This is a genomic window from Picosynechococcus sp. PCC 7117 (assembly GCF_001693275.1).
Taxonomy (GTDB): Bacteria; Cyanobacteriota; Cyanobacteriia; order Cyanobacteriales; family MRBY01; genus MRBY01.
Window position 1 is genome coordinate 563,596 of the sequence record NZ_CP016477.1, and the last position, 26,861, is coordinate 590,456.

Below are 26,861 nucleotides of genomic sequence, written 5' to 3' on the forward strand. Positions count from 1 at the left end.
ATGTTGGCACAAATTTTGGCGATCGCCGTTGCTCTGGGGAGCGGGTTGCTATTTCTGACTGCCTTTATTTTCCCGAAACTCCACCGCCAAGATGACTTTTTTTGGAGCACTGTTGGTCTTTTCTACGCCCTCGTCCTTTGGGTTTGTGCCGGGCAAATGGCTGGGGCCATCCTGTTGGGGCAATTGGCCAGTGTGATCCTCCTCGGTTGGTTTGCTTGGGAAACCCTCCGACTCCGCCAGGCGATCGCCGACCCCAGTAAAATCCCCAACCTCGACAAAGTTTCCCTGGTTGGCTACGTCAAAGACCGCTTTAAAAAACCTAAAGTCGCGCCGACCTCAGCCACCAAAACATCGAAAAAATCTTCCTTCGATTCCTCTAAAGCCCCTGACCCCGCAAAGGAAGCTCCAGAAACCTCTACACCATCTGAGTCTCCTGAAACGGCCCCAGTTACATCTCCCGAAACTGAAAAGCCGACCCCAGAACCAGCAACCCCCTCTGCTTCAAAAGATTTAGACAAAGCTGACTCGACAAAGCCCGTTCCCTCGCCAGAAGAAGCTTCTGAGACACCCACGGAAGTATCCGACACCCCAGAAACAGAAAGCGACGCCATCACCGATCCACCGATTACGGCACAACCCTCTAAAAAAGGATTTTCCTTCGGTCGGCTATTTGGACGTAAAACCGCATCTACCGCAGCCCCAACGGAAACCAGTGCATCAGCAGGAGACGAAGATATTGAGCAAATTTTTGCCGAAGAAAAAGATGCGTCTGAGCCAGACACTGCTGTTAATGATGTCACCGACGAAACTTCCCCTCTAGAGGAACCCCAAGCTGAATCTGCCGAAGCAGCAACCCAGGCAGAAACAGAAGCCTCGGCTGAATTAGGCGAAACCTCCAAAACCGAAGATACTCCCAAAGATTAGGGATCGCCCCAAGAATTCGCTATGATCTTTGACTGAAGCGTATCATTGATCTCCCGTGCCCTATGGATACCAAAGCCTTTAAACGTTCCCTAAATCACTCTGAAAATTACTATCGCCAAGGATTTGGCCATAAAGATGAAGTGGCTGGCATGATGACCAGCGAATATCAAAGTAGCCTGATCCAAGAGATCCGTGACAACAACTATGAGTTAACCCGTGGTGATGTCACCATTTACCTGGCGGAGGCGTTTGGCTTTTGTTGGGGAGTAGAACGGGCAGTGGCGATGGCCTACGAAACCCGCAAGCATTTCCCTACGGAAAAAATCTGGGTAACAAACGAAATTATCCACAATCCCTCGGTGAATAATCGTCTGAAGGAGATGAATGTTCATTTTATTGAGGTGGTTGATGGCGCTAAGGATTTTAGTGGCGTGGCGAATGGCGATGTGGTGATTCTGCCGGCCTTTGGGGCAACGGTGCAAGAAATGCAACTGCTCAATGATCGCGGTTGCACGATTGTGGATACCACCTGCCCTTGGGTCTCTAAGGTGTGGAATTCCGTTGAAAAGCATAAAAAGAAAAATTACACTTCGATTATCCACGGCAAATATAAGCATGAGGAAACGGTAGCTACTAGCTCTTTTGCTGGCACTTATCTCGTTCTGCTGAACCTAGAAGAAGCGGAATATGTGCGGAATTACATTCTCCATGGAGGCGATCGCCAAGCGTTCCTCGACAAATTTAAAAATGCCTATTCCGAAGGGTTTGACCCTGACAAAGATCTAGACCGTGTGGGCGTGGCGAATCAAACCACCATGCTCAAGAGCGAAACGGAACAAATGGGCAAACTGTTTGAACAGACGATGCTCGAAAAATTTGGCCCGACGGAAATTAATGACCACTTCATGAGCTTCAATACGATTTGTGATGCCACCCAAGAGCGGCAGGATGCGATGTTTGACCTCGTGGAAAAAGATTTAGATCTGATGGTCGTCATCGGTGGCTTCAATTCTTCCAATACCACCCACCTCCAGGAAATCGCCGTCGAGCGCAATATCCCTTCCTATCACATCGACAGCGGCGATCGCCTTTTAGGGAATAACACCATTGCCCACAAACCCCTCGATGGTGAAATCACAACCCAAACCCATTGGCTTCCGGCTGGCAAACTAAAAATTGGTGTAACTTCCGGCGCGTCTACCCCCGACAAAGTCGTTGAAGACGTCATTGCGAAAATCTTTGCTGAAAAAGCCCAGCCAGCGGCCTTGGTCTAACTTTTTCAGACACCGTTAAACATCCGCAAACGTAAAAAATATTTACCCCGTTCTAATGCTGGCGATCGCCTGGGGATGGGGATTTTTATTGGGGAAATTCCTGGCTCGGTTGTCCTAAATATTTGCGCAAATAGGGCGAAAACACCTCATAAATCAAAGTTAAGGGTTTACCATCGTGCCAAAACAGATAATGGCGGCCCCAAAAAGGCCCTTCTTCCTGAAAAGCGGCTTCTAGGATTGGCGATCGCCCCAGATAAATTCCTTGAATATCCCGGTACAGTTCCGTGTGGAGCCGCGACAAACTCTCCCAAATAGGCAAACTGCGATTTTGCAAATAATCATCCACATGGTTTGCATCCCACCAGGAAGTTGCATAGGCCAAACGTTGTCCCCCCGCCGTTCGCAACCACACCTGACGGCGTAAATGGGGTGTTGGAATCGCAGAAATCAAACTCGGTGCCCCATCATTATCCGTACCAATGGGGGACATATCGATCACATCGACCTCAATTTTTTCCCGTGTCAGCAGACCCAAATGGCGGGTCGGCGAACCATCCCCCAAGAGCAAAATTTGCCAGGGCGGGGCGAGTTGGCTGTGGGGGAGTCCCTTTTGTACTTCAGCCATCCCCCCTTGCCAGATGGGTTCTAAACAGTGCCACTGACGCTCTTTAGACGTTGCCAAAAACGGAGAATTGAGTGCTAGAGTCAAGATTCTTCACAAAACTTCAACTAAACTGATCATAAACAATTCTTGCCCACCCTGCCGCTGGGGTTCTCACTGTAACCAGGGCAAATTGACATCCCTCAGTGCTTATGTTTTGATAGTATATTGGCTCTGTTATAGTTATTTCTATAGAAATTTTTCACAGTTAAAACAAATGGTAAAGCTCCGTCTAAAGCGTTTTGGTAAGAAAAGAGAAGTTAGCTATCGTCTTGTGGCTGCCCAAAGCACCAGCCGCCGCGATGGTCGTCCCCTAGAAGAACTCGGATTTTATAATCCCCGTACCGATGAAACCCGCCTGAATGTGCCGGCGATCGTGAAGCGCCTCAAAGAAGGTGCCCAACCGACAGACACAGTGCGTGACCTCCTCGAAAAAGCTAAAGTATTCGACCAAGTTTAATGTCTAATTTAGACGATCTGTCTAGTGCATCCCATTCGGCAACAGCAAACTACGAAAAATTAACCAAATTTCTTCTAGAGCCATTGCTTGATGACCCCCAATCCCTGGCGATAGATTGCGAACAGCTATCGAGTAGCAACCGGGTTTTGATCCGTGTTGCTTTTGAGCAAGAGGATAAGGGAAAGGTTTTTGGGCGTGGCGGCCGAAATCTACGGGCCATTGAAACCGTACTCAATGGGGCTGCCACCAATCCTCAGCAAAAAATTTCTTTGGATGTGTACGGTAGCCATGATGGCAATGGTGGCCAGAGAGAGCGTTCCTCTGGTTCTTCTCGTGGTAGAAGGGAAGACGGTCGGCGTGGTCGCACTTCCCGACGGCCCCGCACGCCGAAGCCCAGCCCCCAGTTGCGGAACTCCGACGAGGGTTAGGCTATTTTTGCGTCGCGACAAAATTGAAACGGTATCCCTGGTGGATGCCTCCTGAGACTCCAGTCGCCCTTTGGTTTGGAGTCTTTGTTATTGGTGCTGCTATGCCTAGGCTTCAGTTTGGACGGTTCAGTTATCTTCGAGGCGATACCCAAGTTCGGCGAGGCGGGTGCGGGATTGGCGCCATTTGGGTTGAACTTTAACGAAGAGTTCGAGATAAACTTTACCGGCGATCAGTTTTTGGATTTGCTGACGGGCAGCGGTGCCAATGGTTTTAAGCATGGCCCCTTTTTTGCCGATGATGATTCCTTTTTGGGAATTGCGTTCGACGTTGATGGCGGCACGGACTTCGGTAATTTCTTCCCCTTCATTGACTTGTTCGATGGCGATCGCCACGGAATGGGGAATTTCCTGGCGGGTGTGGAGCAAAATTTGTTCCCGGATTAGTTCGGCCATAATAAAGCGTTCGGGCTGGTCGGTGACGAGGTCGGGGGGGTAGTAGTAGGGGCCAGGATCGAGAGCCTGAATAAGTTTGTCTTGGAGTTCGGGGAGGCGATCGCCAGCGAGGGCCGAAAATTCTTGGAGTTGCCAATGGTTTTGGGTGGCAAGGGCTTGGTAGGAGGCAAAAATCTCCGGGCGCTTGTCGGGGCGTTGGTCGATTTTGTTGACCCCAAGGATCACCTTGGCTTCGGTTTTGACCAAAAAATCCGCGATAAATTGATCGCCTTTACCCAAGGGAACCGCACCATCAACGATAAACACCACTAAATCTACGGCCCCAACGGTACTGCGGGCGTTTTTGACCAAAATTTTCCCCAGCTCGTGGTGGGGTTTGTGAATACCGGGGGTATCGACAAAAATGATTTGCGCTTGGTCAGTGGAGAGGATACCTCGCAGGCGATTGCGGGTGGTTTGGGCGACGGGGGAGGTGATCGCCACTTTTTGACCGATCAATTGATTCATCAGGGTGGATTTGCCCACATTGGGACGACCGATCAGGGCAACAAAACCAGAGCGAAAATCGGCGGGGGCGACGGGAATAGTCGGGTTGAGATCAAAGTCTTGGGTCATGAATTTGTGCGATGTGGCGTGTTTTTATCTTACTGGGTGGAGGCGTTGCCAGAGACGGGGGATACCTTCTGTAACGATGAGGGCGATCGCCAAATAGCGACCATAGTTCACCAGGCCAATTGGGGGCAACACAAGACTTGCTCCTTTCAGCAAGAGATAACTGAGAATTAGGATCACCAACCCGCCGAATCCGAGCATTATTTTGTCACGGTAGCCCTGGGGCGGCGTAAAAGTAAAACTTGGAAGCACCAAAAAACCGCAGAAGATCCCCAGTAAATCTGCTAATCCCGGCAAGGCGATCGCCACCAATCCCCCCAGGCCCCAAAAGCTAAGTTTTTGCCAAAGTTGATAATTCGGTAAGGGAATCATCCCGTTGAGCCACAGGCCAACGCTAATCCAAAAAATCCCCAAAAGTATCCCAGCGGCCACATCCACCGGAAAATGAACGCCCAAATATAAGCGCGAGAGACAGACCAAAACAATAATTGCGATCGCCACTAACCACAGCCAGATCTTGTGATGTAACCAGGCGATCGCCCCCCAAAATGTCGTGATCCCCTGGGCATGGCCGCTGGGAAAACTAAAACTACCCTCCGTATGAAACGCTTCTGGGGTAATTACCGCCGGATTAACCACATAGGGACGGGGCAAGGCAAAGGCATTTTTCAGAACAAGATTACTGATCACACTCAGGGTCAAAATGAGGGTTAGTAGCCGACCCTGACGGGGATCTAGTAGCCAATAATACAAACTCAACAACAAAATATAAATTGCCTCTCCCCCCAGGTGCGTTACCCCCAGAAAAAAGCCCAAAAACCTGTCCCCAAAAACCTTCTGTAAAAACTCGATGAACAACATTGCGTTAAAGTAAAAACACGGAAAAACTTTGAATTGCCAGCGCTTCGCCCATGACTTCCATCCTAGTGCCCAGCCCACGCCTCAACCAACCAACGATTAAGACCCTGGCCAATGGGTTGACAATCATTGCCGAACAGGTGCCGGTTGATGCCGTGAGCCTCAATGTGTGGCTCAATGTGGGGTCTGCGGTGGAAGCCAACAGCATTAATGGGATGGCCCATTTCCTGGAGCACATGGTCTTTAAGGGAACGCCCCAAATCGGCAATGGCGAATTTGAACAGCGCATCGAAGCTAAAGGAGCCGTCACCAACGCCGCCACTAGCCAAGAATACACCCACTATTACATTACCTGTGCGCCCCAGGATTTTGCGGAACTTGCGCCCCTGCAACTGGACGTGGTGCTAAATCCTAGCATTCCCGATGCTGCCTTTGAGCGGGAACGCCAGGTGGTACTCGAAGAAATTCGTCGTTCTGAGGATAATCCCCGCCGTCGCACCTATTTCCGCGCCATTGAAACGGGATTTGAGCGGTTGCCCTACCGTCGTCCGGTGCTCGGCCCTAGTGAGGTGATTGAAAATCTTCAAGCCCAACAAATGCGGGATTTCCACGGCTTTTGGTACCAACCCCAGCGGATGACTGCTGCCGTTGCCGGAAATCTAGAAGGCGATCGCCTGATTGAATTAGTCGCCGCAGCCTTCGATAAACTGTATCAATCCCAACCCCCAGCAACCGTTCCCACCTTTGACGATCACTCTCCCGAAGCCCCTTTTGAAACAATTGTGCGTCGTCATTATGAAGATGAAGGCCTACAGCAAGCCCGTTTAGTGATGATGTGGCGCGTGCCGGGGCTAACGGATCTCGAAGAAACCTATGCCCTCGATATTTTGGCGACGGTGTTAGGGCAAGGTAAAGTCTCGCGCCTCGTGCAGGATCTCCGGGAAAAAAGAGGTCTGGTGACTCAAATCAGCGTTAGTAACTTCACCCAAAAACAACAGGGTGTATTCTATATTTCTGCCCAATTGCCAGCGGAGCACATCCCTGCGGTAGAAGCGGCGATTCTTGAACAAATTCAAACCATTCGTACCGCTTCTATTTTGCCCAACGAATTAGAGCGGGTGAAAACTCAAGTGGCTAATCGCTTTATTTTTGGGAATGAACGGCCCAGCGATCGCACCAATTTATACGGTTACTATTACTCGCTATTACGGGATCTCGAACCCGCTTTAAATTATCCGGAATTACTCCAAGCCATTACCCTCGAAACAATTCAAAAATCTGTACAAAAATATCTCAATCCCGAAGCTTATGGCATTGTCACCCTGACGCCACCTGCCTAAACTTTGAAAGTATGTCAGTCTCTTCTTTAAGAATATTTTGCTTGTTGAAATAAGTTGGTAGTACGGACGATATCCTGAGGGAATAAACCCGTGGGTTAGGACAAGGCAGTGACAGACTATCAACTTTTAATCGACTTACATAAGGATGCTGAACGTCAAGGGCCTGGGGGAAATCCAGAAACTAAACTTGCCCTTGATTTGTTGGGGATAGATAAAACTGCTCCCTTAAAAATTGCTGATATCGGTTGCGGGACAGGGGCTTCGACATTGGTACTTGCGGAACAATTAAACGCGCAGATTACCGCAGTCGATTTCCTCCCGGATTTTCTCGAAGTCCTTGAAACGAGAGCAAAACAAAAGGAACTTTCTGAGAAAATATCGACCCTGTGCTGCTCCATGGAAAATTTACCCTTTAATGATGCAGAATTTGACGTAATCTGGTCTGAGGGAGCAATCTATAATATCGGTTTTGAAAAAGGGATCAAAGATTGGCACCGTTACCTAAAACCAGGTGGATTATTGGTCGTTTCAGAAATCACTTGGCTTACAAATTTTCGTCCGCTAGAAATTCAAAAATATTGGGAAGTTGAATATCCAGAAATTGATCTAGCCTCTGCAAAGTTTGCTTTACTCGAAGAGCACGGGTATTCGCCAATCAGTTATTTTATTTTGCCAGAATATTGTTGGTTAGAAAATTATTACCAACCGATGCAGGCGCGTTTTCAAGATTTTCTGAAACGAAACAATCATAGTGAGAATGCTCACAGTATTGTTGAAATGGAAACGCGCGAAATTGAATTATATGAACAATACAAAGCCTATTACAGTTATGGAGTATATATTGCCAGAAAATTGAATTAAAAAAATAGCTAAACCGTTTTTTACTTCAGGCCAATGAACTATGATTTTTAGAGCCTTTTTAGTTGGGATTCTAATTGCTTTTGGAGAAATTATTAATGGCAATTTTCGCGTTAGGTATCTCCAGAAAAAGTTTGGCCGCCGCAAAGGAAAAAATATTAGCCTCTGCTCAGGAATCTTGCTTTTTACCTTGATTGCCTACTTTTGCTTGCCTTGGATCAAGCCTCAAAATCTACTTGAGTGTGCTGGCATTGGCTTGATTTGGGTTATGGTGATGTTGTCTTTGGATTTGTACTTTGGCAGAGTTGTATTTCGATTACCGTGGCAAAAAATTGTGGATGATTTCAACCCACTCAAAGGTAATTTCTTAGGCATTGGTATGCTTGCTTTGTTGTTTTGCCCAAGCGTAATATTTTTACTCAAGTGATCTTTTAAAAGCGGCGATCGCCTTTTTCTTTCACTAATGAGGCATTCCCCATTTAAAGATTGCCGATCCCCAAGAGAGACCCGCCCCAAAGCCAGAGGTGGCCACCGTTTGACCCGGTTTGATTTTGCCAGCCCGCACCGCTTCATCGAGGGCAATGGGGATCGAAGCCGCCGAAGTGTTTCCATATTCCTGGAGATTGGCAATTACCTTTTCTGAGGGCAATTTTAAGCGTTTTGCCACGGCATCAATAATTCGTTGGTTTGCCTGGTGGAGGATGAGCCAATCAATATCTTCTGTGGTGAGACCTGCCCGAAATAGGGTTTTTTCAATGACTTCCGGCACTTTCGCCACCGCAAACCGATAGACCTCGCGCCCATTCATGGTGATTGCTCGATAGCCACCTTTTTGAATTGACACATCATGGATTAAATATTTGGGATGCCCGTCGTAGGCAAGATTCAGGCATTCGTTTTGGCTACCGTCGCTGTACATCTCAAAGCCGAGCAACTGATCCTGGGGACTGCTCTGACAAACCACGGCTCCAGCACCATCGCCAAACAATACACAGGTGGTGCGATCGCCCCAGTCTACCCACCGGGACAACACATCGGCACCAATCACAACAATTTTTTGAAAGGTGCCTGTCCGCAGATATTGGGCTGCTGTCACTAAACCGAAAACAAATCCAGAACAGGCCGCCGTCAGATCAAAGGCGGTGGCATTTTTCGCGCCGATCAACTGCTGCACTTTCCCGGCACTGCCAAACAAATCATCCGGTGTGGAGGTCGCCAGGATAATCAAATCAATTTCTTCTGGGTGTAAATGGGCGGCGGCGATCGCCTTTTTTGCCGCCTCTGCCGCCAGTTCACTCAAACTACTATCTTCTGGAAGTAAATGACGATTTGCGATCCCCGTTCTCGTGCGAATCCACTCGTCTGAAGTCTCTACCAACTGACTCAGATCATCATTATGGATGACTGCTTTTGGTGTGGCAGAGCCACTTCCTGTAATGGCAATACCTGCCCCATCAAATTTCAATGCTCGACTCCCTTCCTTCCTCGGAGATGATTCATCTGATAGTAATTCATTCACTCGCTTTTTTCTATCATGGCACTGGATGCCACTTCAGAGAGTGTGGTGGTGGAGTTCGTTTGCTGCTCAAGCAGAGCTTGGTGTTCCTCCGTGTAATTTTGAATCCGTTGGATTACCTGGTTGTCAATTGCTTCTTTGGCTAAACGAATTGCATTAAAAATAGACGGCGCTTTCGAGCTACCGTGGCTAATGATACACACCCCAGCCACTCCAAATAGCAATGCGCCACCGTGTTCCGCATGATCAATGCGTTGCTTAATCCGTTTGAGGTTTGGAGTTAATACCGCCGCCCCAAGTTTGCCCCGCAGACCACGGGGTAATTCTTCTTTTAGGATTTGTAGGAGCACTGCGCCGACTGATTCTGCAAACTTTAGGAGGATATTCCCCGTAAAACCATCGCAGACCACCACATCAAACTCACCGGACAGCACATCCCGTCCTTCAGCGTTCCCTTTGAAAGGAATTGCAGGGTTACTACTCAATAGTTCGTGGGTTTTTAGGGCCAGTTCGTTGCCCTTGGAAGGCTCCTCACCAATATTCAATAAGCCCACCTGTGGTTCCCGGTTCCCCAGGACATACTTGCTGTAAATAGTCCCCATCAGGGCAAATTGTTCGAGATATTTCGGACGACTATCGACATTCGCTCCCACGTCGAGCACAATTACTGACCGCTCAGGATCAAGGGTCGGAAATACAGCCCCGATTGCAGGCCGATCAATGCCCTTAATGCGACCTAATTTCAAAAGAGCCGCAGCCATCGCCGCCCCAGAATGCCCCGCTGAAACAACGGCATCGGCTTGTTTTTTACGGACAAGCTGCATCGATAAATTAATTGACGCTTTGGGCTTGCGCCGAATGGCCACGAGGGGTTCTTCGCACATTTCCACCACTCCTTCGGCTTCTACCACATGGAGAAACTGGTTAGCTGGAGATGAATGTTCGTCTAAATACTTTTGGATACGGACAGGGTCACCGACTAGAAAAACTTCTACATTGAGTTCTTCTACGGCTCGGATCGCCCCAGCAACGATTTCGTCTGGAGCATAATCTCCCCCCATAGCGTCTACGGCTATTTTTGCGCGTGTCGATGACATTTTTATCAGGAATAGAAGCCTTCAACATATTACCAGAAGCCTGTTGGGTCACTGAAGTCACGGCTGAGAAGATTTTGATGTTGATATCATTGACCCAAATTTCGATTGTGATTTTGCATTGACGGGGATCAATGGGGGTTTACGGTATGTTAAATGGGTTAACTTTGGGGATTTTGGGTTTTTTGGGCTTTTTTCAGCAAGGGGATGGCACGGATTTGGCGATCGCCTCCTACGCAAGCTTGCAATGGCAAGAAGCGGGCCTCTTCGAGATTCGCTACCAACAGGACACCAATACCCAAACCATTGTGGATCGATACTTAGCGCAATTAGATTCTGGCGGCAAAGATCCGGCGTTACAGGGCATTTGGCTAGAATCAGCCTGGTCAACCCTGGGGAACCACCAGGGAAATCAACCTCTGTCGGCAGCTTCACTAACGAAAATTGCGACCACCCTAGCGGCCCTGGAGCAGTGGCCGTTGACCCATCGCTTTACCACCCGTGTTTACACAACGGGGACGGTGGCTAATGGTCTAGTTCAGGGAGATTTGATTATTGAGGCAGGGGGCGATCCTTTACTTGTTTGGGAAGAGGCGATCGCCCTGGGCAATGCCCTAAATCAAGCTGGAATTCGTCAAATTGAAGGAGATTTAATTATTGTCGGTGACTTCATGATGAATTATGTCGCCGAGCCTGCCACATCTGGGGATAGTTTTCGCCTCGCCCTTGATCAACGCGCCTGGAACGACGCCATCGAAACCCAATATCAACAGATGTCGCCGCGTCCGTCTCGTCCCCAGGTGGCGATCGCCGGAAAAATCCTCACTCGCCAAGCCCTACCCGATGGTGCAACCCTCGTCCTTAGCCATCAATCCTTAACCCTGGCCGACATCCTCAAACAAATGAATCTCTACAGCAACAATGCTGTGGCCGAGGCGATCGCCCAAAACCTTGGTGGTGGCCCAGCCATGGGAACAGACATTGCCCAAAGCCTGAATATTCCAAGCTCAGAAATCCAGCTTATTAACGGATCTGGCCTCGGTGTCGATAACAAAATCTCCCCCCGGGCTGCCGTAGCAATGCTCCAAGCCATCGACAGCAAACTCCAAGGACAACCCTTCACTGTATTCGATCTCCTACCCATTGCGGGCCAAGATCACGGCGGCACCGTCAATAACCGCACCATTCCCCCAGGCATCGCCTTTAAGACGGGTACCCTTAATCAAGTCAGTGCCCTCGCTGGCATTATGCCAACCCAAACCCAAGGAAACGTCTGGTTTGCCATTATTAATAACGGCACCTGGGACGTTAGCGGCTATCGACAACAGCAGGATCAATTCCTACAAACCCTGAGTGAGCAGTGGCCAGTAATTCCCCCCATTGACTCAACTCAAAAATCTCCCCCAGACTATTTCGGCAATCCCGAACGCATCCAAGCTAATTGAAGACCCAAAACCCAATCATTCCAATGCACACGATTTCAAAATAATGTCGAAATACCCACCTACCCAGATATTTAAAAGCTTTGCAATGCAACTAATACCAAGTTAATTTTTCCCGGAGAACTACTCTAGCGGCTTTTCGGGTGTGTCAAAATTGTGGAGGACTACCTACAAATCCCAACAACGCATAGGCAGAACAAAATACGATGGAATGGCATCTGACCGACGCCCAAAGTTTAGCCCTCATTGATCGCGAAATTGGCAAGCACTCCTTTTCCCCTGCCGAATATGAAATTGTGCGTCAAGTCATTTACTGTACCGCTGACTTTGAGTATGCCCAACTGATTCACTTTTCAGAACACGCTCTCCAGGCTGGTGCAGCGGCCCTGGCCGCTCGCGGTACGATCATCGTCGATGCTCCGATGGTTCGTGTCGGCATCACAGAACAGCTTCAAAATTCCTTCGCCAATCCCGTTTACTGTAGCGCCGATACCCTCACCCGTCCCCAACGGGAAAAGACAAAAACCGCTTGGGGTATGGAAACCCTGGCGCGCCGTTATCCAGAAGCAATTTTTGTCATTGGCCAATCCCAAACCGCCCTGTCTAGTCTGGTCACTTTAGTCAAAAAAGGCATCATTCGCCCTGCGCTGGTCATTTTTACTCCTGCTAATTTTCTGACAGGCACAGCGCCCCAAAAGTATTTAGAAGAAGCGGCGATTCCACACATTTGCATGCAAAGTCGTAAAGGTGGCGCGACCGTTGCCGTGGCGATTATCAATGGTTTGATTAGTTTGTCATGGAAAGCCTACGGACAAGATGTAGGCGAAAACCCTTGAAGGAGAAGGGTTTTCACCCTGTTTTCGTTTCAATCCTCGAAGAAATTTCCCTTCAAGCAAGTAACAAAACGTTGCAAGATATCTGCACTTTTGTTAAATTAAGTATCAACTGGTTGACTAGAAAGCAACTATATACGTCAAGATTCTTCTGAGGAAATAAATTATGGAAAATCAAGAAAGCAAATTTGGTTTTAGCGCCTTCGCTGAAAACTGGAACGGCCGCCTAGCAATGCTCGGTTTCGTGATCGGTCTTCTGACTGAGCTCCTAACCGGAAAAGGTATTCTGGCACAACTCGGCCTCATGTAATTTCTGAGAACTGACGACATTCCAGGATCAGTTATCACAAATTGATTGTTAAAAAAGCACTTAAAAGTCTGGGAGAGGATTAAGTTCCTCTCTTTTTTTTTGGTTAGCTGTTGTTACTTTTGTCAGCAATTAGTCAAAAAGGCCCCCATCCCATGATGTCAGGAGGCTTAATGGACAATTGTTTAATTAATTTTTTTAATTAAAGTAGTGCCGTCCTACACAACCGCAGGGGTTTTCTCGCGTGGTTCTTCGACGGTACGGAGGATTGCTGCTGCTGCTTGGCAACCGGAAATTGTTGCGCCTTCCATGCTGTCGATGTAGTCTTGCTGGGTATAGCTTCCGGCTAAGAATAAATTGTTGATGGGCGTCGCTTGGGCTGGGCGATATACATCCATGCCGGGGGCTTCTCGGTAAAGGGACTGGGCGAGTTTGACGACATTTGACCAAGTCATATTAAGCTCTCGGGAAGAAGGGAAGAGTTTATGTACCTGGGCCAAGACGTGCTGGGCAATTTCTTCATTACTTTTTTTGATAAATGGATCGCCGGGCGTCAAAACCAATTGCATAAGAGAACCTTCACCTTCTTTGTAGTAATCGGCGGGACTGGCGAGAGCTAAATCGGCAAAACAGGAAAAATCGGCTTGATGGGTGTAGAGCAAATTATCAATACCGACCGCTTCTTGGAGTTGTTTACGTTTTTCGGGGTCGTTGAGTTCTGTTACCCAACCGTCAAAGCGCAGTTGTACGGTGGCGACAGGCACGGCTTCGAGATTGTAGATGTTGTCAAATTCTGACCATTGACGCCAAGCTTCGGGAATAATGCGCTGGATACCAGGGATATCAAGGGCAAAAACATAGGTATCGGCGGTGATGGTCTCGGTAGTTTCACCGTTGTTGATGACAAGACCATCAATTTTGGGTTGTCCTTCTAGGGTGTAGTGGACATCGGTAAGCCGATGGCGGGTATGAATTTTGGTGCCCCGGGCTTCGAGGTAGTTGACAATCGGTTTGTGGAGATATTCGTGGGGAGAGCCTTCGAGCATCCGCAGCACTGAGGCTTCAGTTTTTGCGGCGAAGAACATAAAAATCGTTAACATGCAGCGGGCGGAGATGTTTTCGGTGTCGATAAAACCAAGGGCATAGGCGATCGGATTCCACATTTTTTTCAGACTGCCATCGTTACCGCCATGGCTCCGGAACCAATCGGCAAAACTGATTTTATCGAGGTCGCGGATCGTTTTCATGGCTCCGTCAAAATCAACGAGGCCACGCACAATGGGACTCGTCCCTAGGGCTAGGGAGTTGGCGGCTTTGTCGATCGCCGAAAGTTGAGAAGAGGTAAAGAATGCTTTGAGACCATGGAAAGGAGCACCGACGGGAAAACGGAAATCGAGTTCGCCAATTTTGCCCCCTTCGTTAATGAATTGGTGGGTGTGTTCCTTGAGGCGGAGGTTATTGCCGGCACCGACTTTTTCCATCAGGGCAAATAGGTTGTAGTAGCAACCGAAGAAGACATGGAGGCCCATTTCGATGTGATTGCCGTCTTTGTCAACCCAACTGCCGACTTTTCCACCGACAAAGGGGCGAGCTTCAAAGATTTCGACTTCATGGCCTGCATCGACCAGTTCAATGGCGGTGCTGAGTCCGGCGAGGCCTGCTCCAACGATTGCTACACGCATTACTTTTGTCCTACGGTTTGATTCTCAAAAAAGTATTAATTATTGTAAACGATTGGTGGGGGTCTCTTCGGGGCGATCGCCTTTCTTTCTGGTTGAATCGGTGCGGGTTCAGGAAAAGTTCAAGTCAGAATGTTTAAGATATTCAACAGAAAATTCGGGGTAACAAGACGGGGAGTTTAGGGTAGAGACAATCAAGAAGGTTTTGGCCCATAACTTTCCCCACTGATTCGGGAGGACCCCCATGCAGACGGCAGATAAAAACAAACAACTTTTTAAAATTCTTTTTAGTGCCGCTTGGATCGACGGCGAAATCCAGGTAGAAGAACGTCAATATCTCCACCAAATTGCGGATCAAAAAAACCTCTCCCAAGATCCGGATATTCGGGCTTTGTTATGTGAGGCGGTTCCTGTTAAACCAGAGGATTGTTACCGTCTCGTTGAAGAATATATTGATGACCATACCAACGAGGCGGAATACCAAGAACTGCTCGATGCGGTTAGCCACATGGTCTACAGCGATAGTCAAATTGAAACGGAAGAGGCGAAATTGCTTAATCGCTTGCAATCTCTAGCGCCGGAGTCCCAGCACGCAAACTCTCCTTTTCAGCGGGTGATCAAGTCCATCCAAAAACTCTACAAAGGGGCGATCGCCGAGATGAACTAACCGAACCCTGCCACGCCGGGGAGTATGTCAAAATAAGGTCTCTCCTTGTGCTGTGAACCTTACCTTCCATGTCTGACTTGTTAGCCCAACTCAACCCCTCCCAACGTCGTGCTGTTGAACATTTTTGTGGGCCACTCCTGGTGGTGGCTGGGGCTGGCTCAGGCAAAACCAGGGCCTTGACGTTTCGCATTGCCCATTTGATCCGCAATCACCGTGTTGATCCAGAAAATATTCTGGCCGTCACCTTTACGAACAAAGCCGCCCGCGAAATGAAAGAACGGGTGGAACTGCTCTATGCCCAACAACTCGCAGAACTGCAACATGGTAAACCCTTGGGAGGGCTGCCGGAGTTTGAGCAAAAAAAATTGCGATCGCAGGTTTACAAACAAGTTACCAAGCAGCTCTGGATTGGCACGTTTCACAGCCTATGCGCGCGAATTCTCCGGTATGACATCAACAAATATCAAGACGAACGGGGCCGCACCTGGCAGCGCAATTTCACCATCATGGACGATAGCGACGTCCAGACATTGATCAAACGAATTGTCACCCAGCAACTAAACCTAGACGATAAAAAATTCAATCCCCGCACCATCCGCTATCAGATTAGTAATGCCAAAAACCTCGGCCTTGCTCCCAACGATTATGCCCGGCAGCAGGGGGGTTACAAAGGCAAAGTGGTGGCGGAGGTTTATGAAGCCTATCAAACGGCCTTGGCGGCGAATAATTCCCTCGATTTTGATGATTTAATCCTGATTCCGGTGCGGCTGTTCCAACAAAATGAATCGATCCTCGGCTATTGGCACAGTCAATTTCACCATATCTTGGTGGATGAATATCAGGATACAAACCGGATTCAGTATGAGTTGATTCGGCTACTCAGTACCAATGGCGAAACAAACCAGGCCGCTTTGGGTTGGCATAATCGCTCTTTGTTTGTGGTAGGGGATGCGGATCAATCCATTTATTCGTTTCGGATGGCGGACTTCACAATCCTGCTGGAATTCCAAGAAAATTTTGGCGATCGCCTCCCCGATGACGAAACCCAGACGATGGTTAAGTTGGAGGAAAATTACCGCTCCCGGGAAAATATTCTGAAAGCCGCCAATGCCTTGATCGAGCAAAATAGCCAACGCATCGATAAAGTGCTCAAGGCCACCCGGGGCGCTGGAGAGGAAATTTATTGCCACAAGGCGGATAACGAAAACGAAGAAGCGCGGTTTGTTTTAAATCAGATCCTCGGTCTGCGGCGCAAAAATCCAGAACTCGACTGGGGCGACTTTGCGATCCTCTACCGCACCAATGCCCAATCCCGCCCTTTTGAAGATCTCCTGATTCGTAACAACATTCCCTACCAAGTAGTGGGCGGCTTTAAGTTCTATGACCGCAAAGAGATTAAAGATGCCCTCGCTTACCTCAAGGCGATCGCCAACCCCGCAGATACCCTGAGCCTGATGCGGGTGATCAATACTCCCAAGCGGGGCATCGGCAAAACCACCGTCGATAAACTTAACCACGCCGCCCAAGAATTAGGTTGTCCCCTCTGGGAAATCCTCAGCGATGAAACCTCTGTGGCCACCATCGCTGGACGGGCCGCTCGGAAAATTAACGAGTTTGCTGGGCTGATCCAGGAAATGCAAGGCAAAATGGCGACCATGCGCGGTGCCGATATCCTCGATTATGTGATGGAAAATTCCGGCTATATCGATGATTTAAAAATGCAAGGTACCGAAGAAGCCGACAGCCGCGTCGAAAATATTTCCGAGCTTTACAACGCAATGCTGCAATTCCAAGACGAAAATGAAGACAGTAGCTTAAATGGCTTTCTGGAAAATGCGTCCCTCGCTTCGGATCTCGATAACCTCAATGATGAGTCCCAGCAAGTTTCTTTGATGACGCTCCATTCAGCGAAGGGTTTGGAATTTCCGGTGGTCTTTTTGGTAGGGCTAGAGCAGGGGCTATTTCCCCATACCCGCTCCTTAAATGATCCCATTGCTTTAGAAGAAGAACGACGGTTATGTTACGTGGGTCTGACCCGCGCCCAGGAGCAATTATTCCTCAGCTATACCAGGGAGCGGTATATGTGGGGTTATCGGGAGCCTGCCGTTGCCTCGCAATTTCTCGCGGAACTTCCCCAGGAGTTGGTAACTTCCAATGGGCGATCGCCGGCGCCAATGCCCCCGAAGCAGGAGCCAAAGATGATGTCCATTAGCCAGAAGCAACGCTCCCAGAAAAGACGGGAACGACAGGCCGCCCGCACCGAAGTGGCCCAACAAAAATGGGACATTGGCGATCGCGTCCACCACAACGTCTTTGGGGAAGGGGAAGTGATTAAAATTTTTGGGGATGACAAAAAGACCAACCTGGCGATCCAGTTTCCCAATCTCGGTAAAAAAATCATTGATCCCCGGGTGGCCCCGATGAAAAAGCTTTAAGTAGATACCAAATTTAAAAAGATTATGATTGCCCTCAGTGACCATTCATACCTAACCCCAGAAGAATATCTCGCCTTTGAAGCCACCAGTGATATCCGCCACGAATATGTCGATGGTGAAGTTTATGCCATGGCTGGCGGCACAGGAAACCACAATTTAATCAGTTTGAACTGTGCCATGTTGTTGAGAAATCATCTAAAAGGCTCTGGCTGTCTGACGTATATGTCTGACATGAAAGTAAATGTCAAAAATCAGCAACGCTTTTTTTATCCAGATGTCCTTGTAACCTGCGATCGCCGCGATGATCCGGCCCAGACTTATCTCAACTTTCCGAAACTGATCATCGAAGTGCTTTCTCCCTCGACGAAAAATTTCGATCAAGCCGCCAAATTTTTGTACTATCGCACCCTGCCCAGCCTAGAAGAATATTTACTTGTTGGGACAGAAAACCCCTTTGTGCAATGTTTCCGCCGACAGACCCAAGATATTTGGACAGTACAAATTTACGAAGGGCTTGAGGCGATCGCCCATTTAGAATCCTTTGATCTTGATGCCCCCCTCACGGACATTTACGAAGGAGTAACTTTCACTGCGCCAACTCCGTAGCGATGGTCGCACAGTCCCTTGAGAACCGTTCCCCAAGGGGGCAGGCCTATCGATTATCATGAATGTCGAGCGGCAAACGCAATTATCCCCAGCCCCCGAACCGCACTTTTTGGAAGAGGAGAATCTTCGCATGGCAAATCAACCCTGGCAAACCGATGACAATCACGATCCCCTTGGGGCTTTTTTAGATGAACTGACTGATCCAGAGGTGGCCGAAGCGGAATTTCGGAGTGATTTTTTCCAGGGATTAGGGGGACGTCGTAAAAAGTCAGCCTTGATGCTCAGTTTCATCTGGGCGATCGCCTTTGTCCTGCACAGTGTGAGCTGGGGGTCAACGGCGGTTTTGGGGGCCACGGGTCTGCTTTTGATTCAGGCGATCCGTTTGGTTAGCGCCCAGCCTGATCCTCAACCCCAACCCCTAGCTGACGCAGATTTAACCACTGCCCCCATCGTTTCCCTCATTGTCTCGGCGAAGAACGAAGAGGCAGTGATTGGGCGTTTAGTAAAAAATCTCTGCCAACTAGATTACCCGACGGCGAAATGTGAGGTCTGGTTAATTGATGATGCCAGCACCGACAAAACACCCCAAATCCTCGATCAATTGGCCCTGGAGTATCCCCAGTTAAAGGTGGTGCATCGCTCTCCCAATGCCGGTGGTGGGAAGTCAGGTGCCCTCAACCAAGTTCTAGCCCAAACCCAGGGAGAAATTATTGCCGTCTTTGATGCCGATGCCACAGTACCGCCAGAATTTTTGCGCCATGTGGTGCCCCTCTTTGCCGATGAGAATGTCGGGGCGATCCAAGTCCGGAAGGCGATCGCCAACGAACCGCTAAATTTCTGGACGAAGGGTCAAGCCACAGAAATGATCCTCGACAGCTATTTTCAACAACAACGGATTGCCCTGGGGGGCATCGGTGAACTGCGGGGTAATGGTCAGTTTGTGCGCCGTTCTGCCTTGGATCAATGTGGTGGTTGGAACGAAGAAACGATCACCGACGATTTGGATTTGACCATCCGTCTCCACCTGGACAATTGGAAAATTGGCTTTTTGCTTAATCCCGCCGTTAACGAAGAAGGAGTTACCAAGGCGATCGCCCTCTGGCACCAGCGCAGCCGTTGGGCCGAAGGGGGTTACCAGCGCTACCTCGACTATTGGCGATATTTCTCGAATAAGCGCCTCGGCTTTGGTAAAAAAGTCGATCTCTTTTCCTTTATTTTGATGCAATATTTGCTCCCCACTGCGGCTATCCCTGACTTTATTTTTGCGGTACTGAAGGGCCATTTACCCGTCCTGATGCCAATGACGACCCTCGCCCTTGGCCTATCCCTCTGGGCAATGGTGCAGGGAAATATGCGTGTCTATCGCGAGTTGCCCTGGACTTGGGCGAAGGTCACAAAAATTTTTACGGCCTGTGGTCTGACGATGGTTTATATGCTCCACTGGATGGTCGTGATGCCCCTAACTACGGCCCGGATGTCGGTGCGTCCCAAGCGACTCAAGTGGGTTAAAACCACCCACCAGGGAGAAGAAGAAAGTTTTGTTTCCCAAACCTAGTGAATTTACAGGAAATAATTGACCCTTGAACGGAGTTAACCCTCCGTTTTTTTGTGGGTGATGAGGGTTTCGAGGTACCGCAAGGTCAACAGACAAGGGACAATACTCACTGCCCCCGCCAGCCAAAATCCATGGGCGATCGCCGGCACCTGATCCAAGGCCCAACCGCCGATCGGTGGCCCAATTAAATAACCAATCGCCCAACATTGGGAATTCAGTGCGAGGTAAACACCCCGTTGGGAGGCTGGGGCGAGATCAACCACTAAAGCAGAAGCGGCTGGGGTATAGGCATCGGTGGCTAGGGCTAAAATCCCCAAACTGGCGATCACACCCACCAGGGCCGGAATTGCACCAATACCCGCTCCCCACATCACCGTAAAACCCATGCCCCATAACAGGAGGGAAACCATCAGGGCATGGGGTCGGCTCAAGCCATTTAAACGCCGGGCAATGGGCAACTGACAGACGGAAGCAAACACGATATGCCAGGCAAACAGGCCACTAATCACCTGGGGCGAAAATTCAATGAAATTCGTGAGGTATAGGGGCGCGGTGCTTTGGATCTGGGCGATATACAGCGTAAACATCACATTGACCGCCATATAAATTACCAGCCGTTGATCCTGGAGGGCCGTTAACCAGCTATTACCTTCAGCTTGGACATCCTCGTGGCTTTGGTAGGTTTCGGCGATCGCCACCCAGATCACCCCAAAAAACACCACAAAACTGATGCCATCGAGGACAAACAGCAAACGATAATTTTGAATCGTCGCAATGATCAAGCCCCCCAGCATCACCCCTGTACCGAGGCCAATGTTGTCCGCCAGGCGCACCAGGGCAAAGGCTTCATTACGCTGACTACCGCTGGTTAAATCTGCCACCACTGTTTCTGTCGCAGGCCAATACAAACCGATCCCCAAGCCCATTAACAAATTTCCCAACACCAACAGCCAAAACGTATCTGCCGTTGCCAAAGCCACATCGGCGATCGCCGAAACCCCTGCGGCGGCCAGCAGCGTTTTTTTGCGTCCCCAGGCTGGATTATCCGCCCCTGTTCCCCCTAGAAAACGGCCCACAACCCCCGAAACCGAGGCACTCCCTAACGCAAGGCCCACCTGGGTCGCTGACAAGCCCACCTGATTTACGAAAAAGATTGGCGCATAAAAGGCAGTGAACCCGGTGCCAATCTGGGAAAGGAGTCGGCCTGCTGCGAGGATCCAGATCTGGCGATCAAGGCCCAACAGCCAAGTTTTTGATGCATTACCCATGAAATTTTTAAATTGCGCTTAAATGTTGACCGTGAAATTTATTGTTCCCTGAGTTGGAAATCGTTTTCAGTGGGGTGAGGCAGGCCCAACGCCTCGGTACGGACATCGTTGATCAGCTGATCTAAAACCGGGAACGTGCGGGGATAACCACTTCCCAGCCCCAACAGTGACAGGAGACGAAACGTCTGGAGATCATCGGGACGCAACACCGTATCCACCGCTTCAAAATCCTCACTACGGTAGAGCAATCGGGAAGCCAAGCGCTCACTACCGACGGGTTTGGCAAGTTCGGCAATCTGCTTCAGCCATGCCTGGAGCGTTACTCCTTCGGCACGGCGGGAGGTCAGGAGATAGGTTTGGGAGTCTTCTGCATCGGCTTGTTTGAGGTTTAGATTTAGATTAAAATCCGGCTGAAACCAGGCCTTGAGAATGAGCCAACGGGTATTATTGTCTGGGTTTTGGGCAATTTGTTGGTCGATAATTTTCAGGGCTTGTTCGGGTTGGCGATCGCCTAAAATCAACGCTTGCACCATCGGTGAAAATTGGCTGAGATGATCCCGGTGGGGAATCGGCAGACCGTGCCACCAGGCCAACCAAGCCATTCGTTCCTGGAGGGTGATGATGTAAGGATCTTGGGGATCAAGACGTTCAAGTAGATCCTGGTACAAAGCGAGGGACGCTTCGACAGCCTCCACCCGCACCGCCGCAAAGGGTTCTTGCTCCCATTGGCCGAGGGTCATGATATTGGGGTCGACTAAGCCCTGGAGCGAAAAGGCGGCGATCGCCTTTTCCCGTTGATCGGTCTGGAGGTAGGTTTGACCGAGGAGAAAATAGGTAGGTTCTGCTTCCCGCGATAACAGCTGGATTGCCCGTTCAAAGTATGGTTGCGCCAAGCTTGGGTCTAATTCCCGCAGCACAACCCCTGTATTAACGTTGGCATAGTAATCATTGGGGATCAGGGAGTGGGCATCGAGAAAATATTCCGCCGCCAGTTCTGTGGTTTGCTGGTTGCTTTCTGGGTTATCCGTTGCCTGGCGCGTTCCCCACAGCCACAGGCCCAAGCGGAGGGGATAATTCACATTCCAGCCATTGAGGGCATAGGCGCGGTTCACTGCGGTAAAGGCTGCTTCCGGTTGCCCATTGGCCCAGAGAGTCTGTCCCCGCGAAAAAAGATACATCCCAGCACTGTAGGGCACTGCAACTAACAAGGCTCCCAGAAAACCAGCGAGGCTTCCTAAGCTCCACAAACGGCGCTGAGGAATGGGCAAGGGTTGGGGAGTGGCTTCGTTTAAAACCTGATCCGCAACGCTCAGTAGCAGCACAATCGTTAAAGTCAGGGTAAGACTGATCGGGATATTTTCTAATTGATAATCGGTGAGGGTCGCCATGGCGTAGGCAAACCAACCGCCCCCCAAACCATAGAGTAACCGTTTGATTTGCGGGTTATCTGTGTGGTGATGGATACGATGACCGAGCCGAATTAGCTGCACCAAGAAAAAGGCGATCGCCACCCCACCGATTAAACCCAGTTCTCCCAGGAGTTGGATCGGATTGCTGTGGAGTTGTTGGATGTGGGCGGCGCCGGAGCCGACATTGATCGGACGGTAGAGGTTATATTCCCGGGACATATTCCCAGGGCCGACCCCCGTTAAAGGGCGATCTCGCAAAATATTTAAGCCCGCCTGCCACATAAACAAGCGGTCTTCGGTTTCCCCATCCACCTGGAACTGCACCGTTGGGAGGCCATCGTTGAGATCAATTTGAATCAGCCGCTGCACCCGGGGGTGTTGTAACCCCGCTGTCACCATGATCCCCAACAGAAATAGGGCAATGGTGCCGGAGATTAAACGTTTTTTTCCTTTTGTGCGGCCAATAACGAAGGCGATGGTGGCGATCGCCCACAAAAATAACCCCACAAATCCCCCCCGGGAAGAGCAAGTGTAGAGGAGATAGAGGAGGGGGGCACTTAGTACCAAGAGTAAACCCCGCATTTTTCCCCGGTGGGCAAGGGCAAAGCTCAAGATCATCGGCAACACAAGACAGAAATAGGCCGCCATAAAGTTGTGATGGCCCAGGGGAATGGAGTTGCGTTCTAGCTCGCCAGCGGTCATTAACCAACCAATCAGGCTCACGAAACTGATCCCAAAGCCCAGCCCCACGAGGCCCCGCCATTGATTTTGCCAAGTCCAAACACCCAGGCCGCCAAGGTTCCGGAGACCATAGAGGACAACGCCATACCCGGAAACAGTGACGAGATTAAATAGGGCAACCCCTTTAAACGGCGCAAATACGGTGGATAGTCCACAGGCGATCGCCACCGCGAGAATGCCCCAATCCAAACCATAGCCTAGGGGACGAAAAGGCAGCTCAAATTTCCGGAGCATCACCAAGAGTGCAAGACCCAACAGTAAGAATCCCCCCTGCCAGAGTAAGATCCAAGGGAAGGCAGCCATGAGGTAATAACTCGGCGGCAAAAACATAAAAAAAATCAAGAGTACCAAGCCCCCGCAGGCGAGCCAGCGTCCCATTGTCATCTCAGCAAAAGTCTTCATCTATCCCCGTTAATTCGTCGATATTACGCAAAACATGAGTTCAAACAGATTGTGTTTTCCTCGGCACAACCCCCATCGCATTTTCTCATTGGTGCCCCTGGTTCTGGCAAATCTACCTTTGCCCAGTGGTTGCGCCAAAGTATGCCCCAGGCTTGCTTAATTTCTACCGATGGGATTCGGGCGCAATTGTACGAGGATCCAGGGATTCAAGGGGATTGGCCCACCATTGAGGCGATTGTGCTGTGGCGGCTGCACCAGGCGATCGCCCAGGGAAAACCTGTCATTTATGATGCCACCAACTGCCATCAACCCTGGCGATTAGATTTTTTAGAAAAATGCCCGCCCATGGATTGGCTGGCTTGGTATTTAGCTTGTCCTCTAGAGGTTTGCTTGGCCCGTAACCAAAGGCGATCGCGCCAGGTTCCCCCAGAAATTATCGAAAAAATGATCCACGATCTCGAAGCCGCGCCACCCCAGGCCCAGGAAGGCTTTCTGGAAATCATTACTCTCCCGGATTTGCAACCAGAAACCCTTAAGGCCCTGAAAAAACAGCAGCTTCAATATCTCGACGGCTAAGGGAATATTTAAACGAACGCTCGATGTCAGAACCATCGGCCCCCGCTTTGAGGTAGGACACCGCCAGCTCTTCGATTTCGAGGCGAATTTCTGCTTGCCAACCAGGGCGGCCGACTGTCCAACAGTGGAGATTTTGGGGATCTTGCTCGCAGCCCATCTCCCGGAGCCACTGCTCAATTTTGGGGAGGGGATGGTTGTAGAGGGGGCTATCAAGGGAAGGCATCGTGGACATGGTTTTGGTAGAGGGTGATTGGCTTGGCTCAAAAGGCCACAGTTCAGTCTACCAATTTCTTTTTGGTGACAACTGCACTAAAACCCTAAAACAATCCCTCTAGATTTAGGTCTTGGCGGCTAATCCCTAGGGCGATCGCCAACAATACACAACCGACAAAAGTTAAACCCATAATAAAAAGCGCGAAAATTTCCCCCGCCGAGAGGGGCCGATCCGTCGGATCTAGATAGGCAGAATTTGAATAACCACGCTCTCCCTGCTCATGTTGTAAGGGTTGGATCACGCTGTAGCGAGAAAACCCAATCTGCAAATCGTAACGCGATCGCCGCTCCGGACTGCTTAAAATGCCGTAGGCTTCATTTAGACGTTGAAACTTTGCCGTGGCTTCCGCTTCCGGTAAAACCGTCGTATCGGGGTGAAACTGCTTGCTGAGCTCCCGGTAACGTTGGCGGATTTCTAGCGGCGATGCCGTCGGTGATAGGCCCAAAAGACCATAATGACTCTGGGCAATGCGTGTTTTGACATCAAGGACTTTTTCGGTGGTGCGAGACCGTTGGGAAGAACGAGCCATCGTGAACAAACCCCAAAGACTTGCCCCATATTTTATCGTTCTCTCTCCCCAGAGGTAATGTGGTAGTAACAGACAAAAGGCGATCGCCCTTTCGCCATTTTCCTTTGTCCCTTGCCCTGCATTCTCCGACGCCCCATGGGATTCCAATCCATTGATCATCTCCTCAACCATCTGCTCGACCAACCCGCCTGGGCGCACCAAAAACGTTTTACAGCCGTTAATAAGCGTTGGCAAAAGATCCTGCCGAAAAAAAGCCTGGCTAACAGTCATCCCATTCGGATCATTGATGACGTTTTGTGGGTCGCCACCCCCAATCACACCTGGTCACAACACCTGAATCTCCAGCGCCGCCGCCTGCTGGCCCAGCTCAATGCCCAACTAAACCCTCCCCTCAAGGATCTCCGGTTTTCTACCGTCCATTGGCACCGACGGCCTGCCTATTCCCCCCTGGCCGCCGACCCAAATCTCCCCCATCCGAGCCAGATCCCCCCTCGTCCAGACCAACTCCAGCGCCCGGATGCTCGTCAAACAAATCAAGATCCCCTCGAAGCCGCACGCCACTGGGCCGAAACCCAACAGCAACTCTTCGCTGGGTTACCTGCCTGTCCCCGTTGCCAAAGAGCGACGCCCCCTGGGGAACTACAACGGTGGCAGGTTTGTAGCTTTTGCATTGTGCAGGTTTGGCAGGAACAACAACCCTTAGGTTTGGGCCTTCCCCCTGAATCTTCGGCCCCGGAAACTTCTACCGAGCCAGAAAATGCTCCCCCTGAGGATGATCCCTAACTTACTTTTTGCAGGGAATAAAGCAAAGCGCCGGAATCGCGACTGTTGAGCTGTGGGAATTCTGAAATGTTCAGTAAAAATTTGACGATCGCCAAGGTTTTTTTGGACGTAATCACTGGCTTATTTTATTTTTCTGGGGGAATACAGAGAAAAAACATCTTGATTGTTAAATGATCCCCATAGTGAATTGACTGCGTTTTTGCCATATCTTAGGGGGTTACAGGCACATATACCTATTTAAAATTACTGTTAAGAAGTTGAAACATCAAATATAAAAAAAAACAAACTTTAATTGTGCCTTGATCCGGGTTAATCAAGGGCAGGGATTAAGCTTCAGGGGATCTGGTGATCTGGGTAACAGTCACATAATGAAAACATAAATAAAATTTTTATGACATGGGGTCCCTAGGGGAGCGTTTATGAAACCGCAAAGTTGCTCAGTCTCCACTTGTAAGCATTGTCGTTGTTTTCAGGCTGAAGGGCGTCGTGGCGGCATCTGTAAACGCTTCGAAACGTTTGCGGCAGGGGACTGGACAAGCTGTCCCTTTGCACTCCCTATTTTTGAAGACAGTTGGGAACCCACAACGGATCTGGTATTGCTCGAAAAATCTTTTTCGTTGGAATGTGTGGCCCAAAAAGTACCAACGGCGATCGCCCCGCTGCCAACGACCTATTCTGAGATTCATCCCCAATAGTCGGGATTAACTCTCTGGCCGACAAAGAAATGGCTTTAAAAACAAAAAATTGATGGCAAAAAACTTAGCATGGGCAACCATGCTTTTTTACTGGTGTTGTTCGGCAAAAAAATAACGGCGATCGCCCCCGTGGTGTAAAAATTAATTTTGGGAAATACTTTTATTTTTTTGTTGGTAAAACT

At 49.6% G+C, this 26,861-nt stretch carries 27 protein-coding genes; 17 read left to right on the plus strand and 10 right to left on the minus strand.

Annotated elements, in window-relative coordinates; translation table 11 throughout:
- On the plus strand, window positions 1–924 hold the full coding sequence (locus AWQ22_RS02670; RefSeq protein WP_065710099.1) for a Ycf66 family protein: 924 nt from the start codon (window positions 1–3) through the stop codon (window positions 922–924).
- A gap of 62 nt (window positions 925–986) precedes the next feature.
- Window positions 987–2,198 (plus strand): 4-hydroxy-3-methylbut-2-enyl diphosphate reductase, encoded by a 1,212-nt coding sequence (locus AWQ22_RS02675; protein ID WP_065710100.1) that lies wholly within the window; start codon window positions 987–989, stop codon window positions 2,196–2,198.
- 85 nt (window positions 2,199–2,283) lie between these two features.
- Here AWQ22_RS02675 and AWQ22_RS02680 read toward each other — a convergent pair whose 3' ends face one another.
- Window positions 2,284–2,880, minus strand: coding sequence for a chorismate lyase (locus AWQ22_RS02680; RefSeq protein WP_030007127.1), 597 nt, complete (start codon window positions 2,878–2,880; stop codon window positions 2,284–2,286).
- 196 nt (window positions 2,881–3,076) lie between these two features.
- On the opposite strand from AWQ22_RS02680, the gene rpsP reads away from it, so the two are divergent.
- Together rpsP and AWQ22_RS02690 are read left to right on the plus strand one after the other, a co-directional pair.
- Complete coding sequence (rpsP, locus tag AWQ22_RS02685) at window positions 3,077–3,319, plus strand: 30S ribosomal protein S16 (protein ID WP_030007128.1); 243 nt, start codon at window positions 3,077–3,079, stop codon at window positions 3,317–3,319.
- Complete coding sequence (locus tag AWQ22_RS02690) at window positions 3,319–3,747, plus strand: KH domain-containing protein (RefSeq protein WP_030007129.1); 429 nt, start codon at window positions 3,319–3,321, stop codon at window positions 3,745–3,747. Before rpsP ends, AWQ22_RS02690 begins: the two co-directional genes overlap by 1 nt.
- A gap of 126 nt (window positions 3,748–3,873) precedes the next feature.
- Here AWQ22_RS02690 and era read toward each other — a convergent pair whose 3' ends face one another.
- Both era and AWQ22_RS02700 read right to left on the minus strand, forming a co-directional pair.
- Window positions 3,874–4,815: a GTPase Era gene (gene era / locus AWQ22_RS02695; RefSeq protein ID WP_065710101.1), complete on the minus strand. Its 942-nt coding sequence runs from the start codon at window positions 4,813–4,815 to the stop codon at window positions 3,874–3,876.
- Between the two features lie 24 nt (window positions 4,816–4,839).
- Window positions 4,840–5,628, minus strand: coding sequence for a phosphatase PAP2 family protein (locus AWQ22_RS02700; RefSeq protein WP_232321462.1), 789 nt, complete (start codon window positions 5,626–5,628; stop codon window positions 4,840–4,842).
- 95 nt (window positions 5,629–5,723) lie between these two features.
- Between AWQ22_RS02700 and AWQ22_RS02705 the strand changes: the two genes are divergently transcribed.
- The 3 genes from AWQ22_RS02705 (at window position 5,724) to AWQ22_RS02715 (ending at window position 8,295) form a co-directional block, all read left to right on the plus strand.
- Complete coding sequence (locus AWQ22_RS02705) at window positions 5,724–7,010, plus strand: pitrilysin family protein (RefSeq protein ID WP_065710103.1); 1,287 nt, start codon at window positions 5,724–5,726, stop codon at window positions 7,008–7,010.
- A 108-nt stretch (window positions 7,011–7,118) separates the two neighbouring features.
- Window positions 7,119–7,871 carry a class I SAM-dependent methyltransferase gene (locus tag AWQ22_RS02710; protein WP_065710104.1) on the plus strand — a complete coding sequence of 251 codons (753 nt, stop codon included), beginning with the start codon at window positions 7,119–7,121 and terminating at the stop codon, window positions 7,869–7,871.
- A 40-nt stretch (window positions 7,872–7,911) separates the two neighbouring features.
- The gene (locus tag AWQ22_RS02715) at window positions 7,912–8,295 is read left to right on the plus strand and encodes a hypothetical protein (protein ID WP_065710105.1); all 384 of its coding nucleotides are present in this window, start codon (window positions 7,912–7,914) and stop codon (window positions 8,293–8,295) included.
- A 33-nt stretch (window positions 8,296–8,328) separates the two neighbouring features.
- Here the strand turns inward: AWQ22_RS02715 and AWQ22_RS02720 are convergent, their stop codons facing one another.
- On the minus strand, window positions 8,329–9,333 hold the full coding sequence (locus tag AWQ22_RS02720) for a beta-ketoacyl-ACP synthase 3 (RefSeq protein WP_012306156.1): 1,005 nt from the start codon (window positions 9,331–9,333) through the stop codon (window positions 8,329–8,331).
- 50 nt (window positions 9,334–9,383) lie between these two features.
- Window positions 9,384–10,481, minus strand: a complete 1,098-nt coding sequence (gene plsX, locus AWQ22_RS02725) for a phosphate acyltransferase PlsX (RefSeq protein ID WP_030005802.1) — start codon at window positions 10,479–10,481, stop codon at window positions 9,384–9,386.
- Between the two features lie 146 nt (window positions 10,482–10,627).
- Between plsX and AWQ22_RS02730 the strand changes: the two genes are divergently transcribed.
- The 3 genes from AWQ22_RS02730 to AWQ22_RS02740 all read left to right on the plus strand — a co-directional run bounded on the left by AWQ22_RS02730 (window position 10,628) and on the right by AWQ22_RS02740 (window position 13,063).
- On the plus strand, window positions 10,628–11,923 hold the full coding sequence (locus tag AWQ22_RS02730) for a D-alanyl-D-alanine carboxypeptidase/D-alanyl-D-alanine-endopeptidase (RefSeq protein WP_065710106.1): 1,296 nt from the start codon (window positions 10,628–10,630) through the stop codon (window positions 11,921–11,923).
- Window positions 11,924–12,126: 203 nt separating this feature from the next.
- Entirely contained in the window at window positions 12,127–12,756 is a 630-nt protein-coding gene (locus tag AWQ22_RS02735) for a precorrin-8X methylmutase (RefSeq protein WP_030005804.1), read from the plus strand.
- 163 nt (window positions 12,757–12,919) lie between these two features.
- The gene (locus AWQ22_RS02740; RefSeq protein ID WP_030005805.1) at window positions 12,920–13,063 is read left to right on the plus strand and encodes a high light inducible protein; all 144 of its coding nucleotides are present in this window, start codon (window positions 12,920–12,922) and stop codon (window positions 13,061–13,063) included.
- Window positions 13,064–13,278: 215 nt separating this feature from the next.
- Here the strand turns inward: AWQ22_RS02740 and zds are convergent, their stop codons facing one another.
- Window positions 13,279–14,742 (minus strand): 9,9'-di-cis-zeta-carotene desaturase, encoded by a 1,464-nt coding sequence (zds, locus tag AWQ22_RS02745; protein ID WP_065710107.1) that lies wholly within the window; start codon window positions 14,740–14,742, stop codon window positions 13,279–13,281.
- 241 nt (window positions 14,743–14,983) lie between these two features.
- Between zds and AWQ22_RS02750 the strand changes: the two genes are divergently transcribed.
- The 4 genes from AWQ22_RS02750 (at window position 14,984) to AWQ22_RS02765 (ending at window position 20,002) form a co-directional block, all read left to right on the plus strand.
- Window positions 14,984–15,406, plus strand: a complete 423-nt coding sequence (locus AWQ22_RS02750; protein ID WP_012306161.1) for a TerB family tellurite resistance protein — start codon at window positions 14,984–14,986, stop codon at window positions 15,404–15,406.
- 68 nt (window positions 15,407–15,474) lie between these two features.
- Window positions 15,475–17,841: a DNA helicase PcrA gene (gene pcrA / locus AWQ22_RS02755; protein WP_065710108.1), complete on the plus strand. Its 2,367-nt coding sequence runs from the start codon at window positions 15,475–15,477 to the stop codon at window positions 17,839–17,841.
- A gap of 24 nt (window positions 17,842–17,865) precedes the next feature.
- Entirely contained in the window at window positions 17,866–18,447 is a 582-nt protein-coding gene (locus AWQ22_RS02760; RefSeq protein ID WP_065710109.1) for a Uma2 family endonuclease, read from the plus strand.
- Window positions 18,448–18,577: 130 nt separating this feature from the next.
- A complete protein-coding gene (locus tag AWQ22_RS02765; protein WP_012306164.1) occupies window positions 18,578–20,002 on the plus strand; it encodes a glycosyltransferase family 2 protein in 1,425 nt (474 codons plus the stop codon).
- A gap of 35 nt (window positions 20,003–20,037) precedes the next feature.
- Here the strand turns inward: AWQ22_RS02765 and AWQ22_RS02770 are convergent, their stop codons facing one another.
- The gene (locus AWQ22_RS02770) at window positions 20,038–21,270 is read right to left on the minus strand and encodes an MFS transporter (protein ID WP_065710110.1); all 1,233 of its coding nucleotides are present in this window, start codon (window positions 21,268–21,270) and stop codon (window positions 20,038–20,040) included.
- Between the two features lie 38 nt (window positions 21,271–21,308).
- Window positions 21,309–23,822: an O-antigen ligase family protein gene (locus AWQ22_RS02775; protein ID WP_065710111.1), complete on the minus strand. Its 2,514-nt coding sequence runs from the start codon at window positions 23,820–23,822 to the stop codon at window positions 21,309–21,311.
- 51 nt (window positions 23,823–23,873) lie between these two features.
- On the opposite strand from AWQ22_RS02775, the gene AWQ22_RS02780 reads away from it, so the two are divergent.
- Window positions 23,874–24,398: an AAA family ATPase gene (locus AWQ22_RS02780; protein WP_065710112.1), complete on the plus strand. Its 525-nt coding sequence runs from the start codon at window positions 23,874–23,876 to the stop codon at window positions 24,396–24,398.
- Here AWQ22_RS02780 and AWQ22_RS02785 read toward each other — a convergent pair.
- Window positions 24,355–24,630, minus strand: a complete 276-nt coding sequence (locus AWQ22_RS02785) for a DUF3143 domain-containing protein (protein ID WP_030005814.1) — start codon at window positions 24,628–24,630, stop codon at window positions 24,355–24,357. The genes AWQ22_RS02780 and AWQ22_RS02785 overlap by 44 nt on opposite strands.
- An 85-nt stretch (window positions 24,631–24,715) precedes the next feature.
- Window positions 24,716–25,201, minus strand: a complete 486-nt coding sequence (locus AWQ22_RS02790) for a J domain-containing protein (RefSeq protein ID WP_065710113.1) — start codon at window positions 25,199–25,201, stop codon at window positions 24,716–24,718.
- A gap of 135 nt (window positions 25,202–25,336) precedes the next feature.
- Here AWQ22_RS02790 and AWQ22_RS02795 point away from each other — a divergent pair, with 135 nt between their 5' ends.
- Together AWQ22_RS02795 and AWQ22_RS02800 are read left to right on the plus strand one after the other, a co-directional pair.
- Window positions 25,337–25,984 (plus strand): DciA family protein, encoded by a 648-nt coding sequence (locus AWQ22_RS02795; protein WP_065710114.1) that lies wholly within the window; start codon window positions 25,337–25,339, stop codon window positions 25,982–25,984.
- A gap of 419 nt (window positions 25,985–26,403) precedes the next feature.
- A complete protein-coding gene (locus tag AWQ22_RS02800) occupies window positions 26,404–26,679 on the plus strand; it encodes a hypothetical protein (RefSeq protein WP_062432330.1) in 276 nt (91 codons plus the stop codon).
- The last annotated feature ends 182 nt before the right edge of the window (window positions 26,680–26,861 follow it).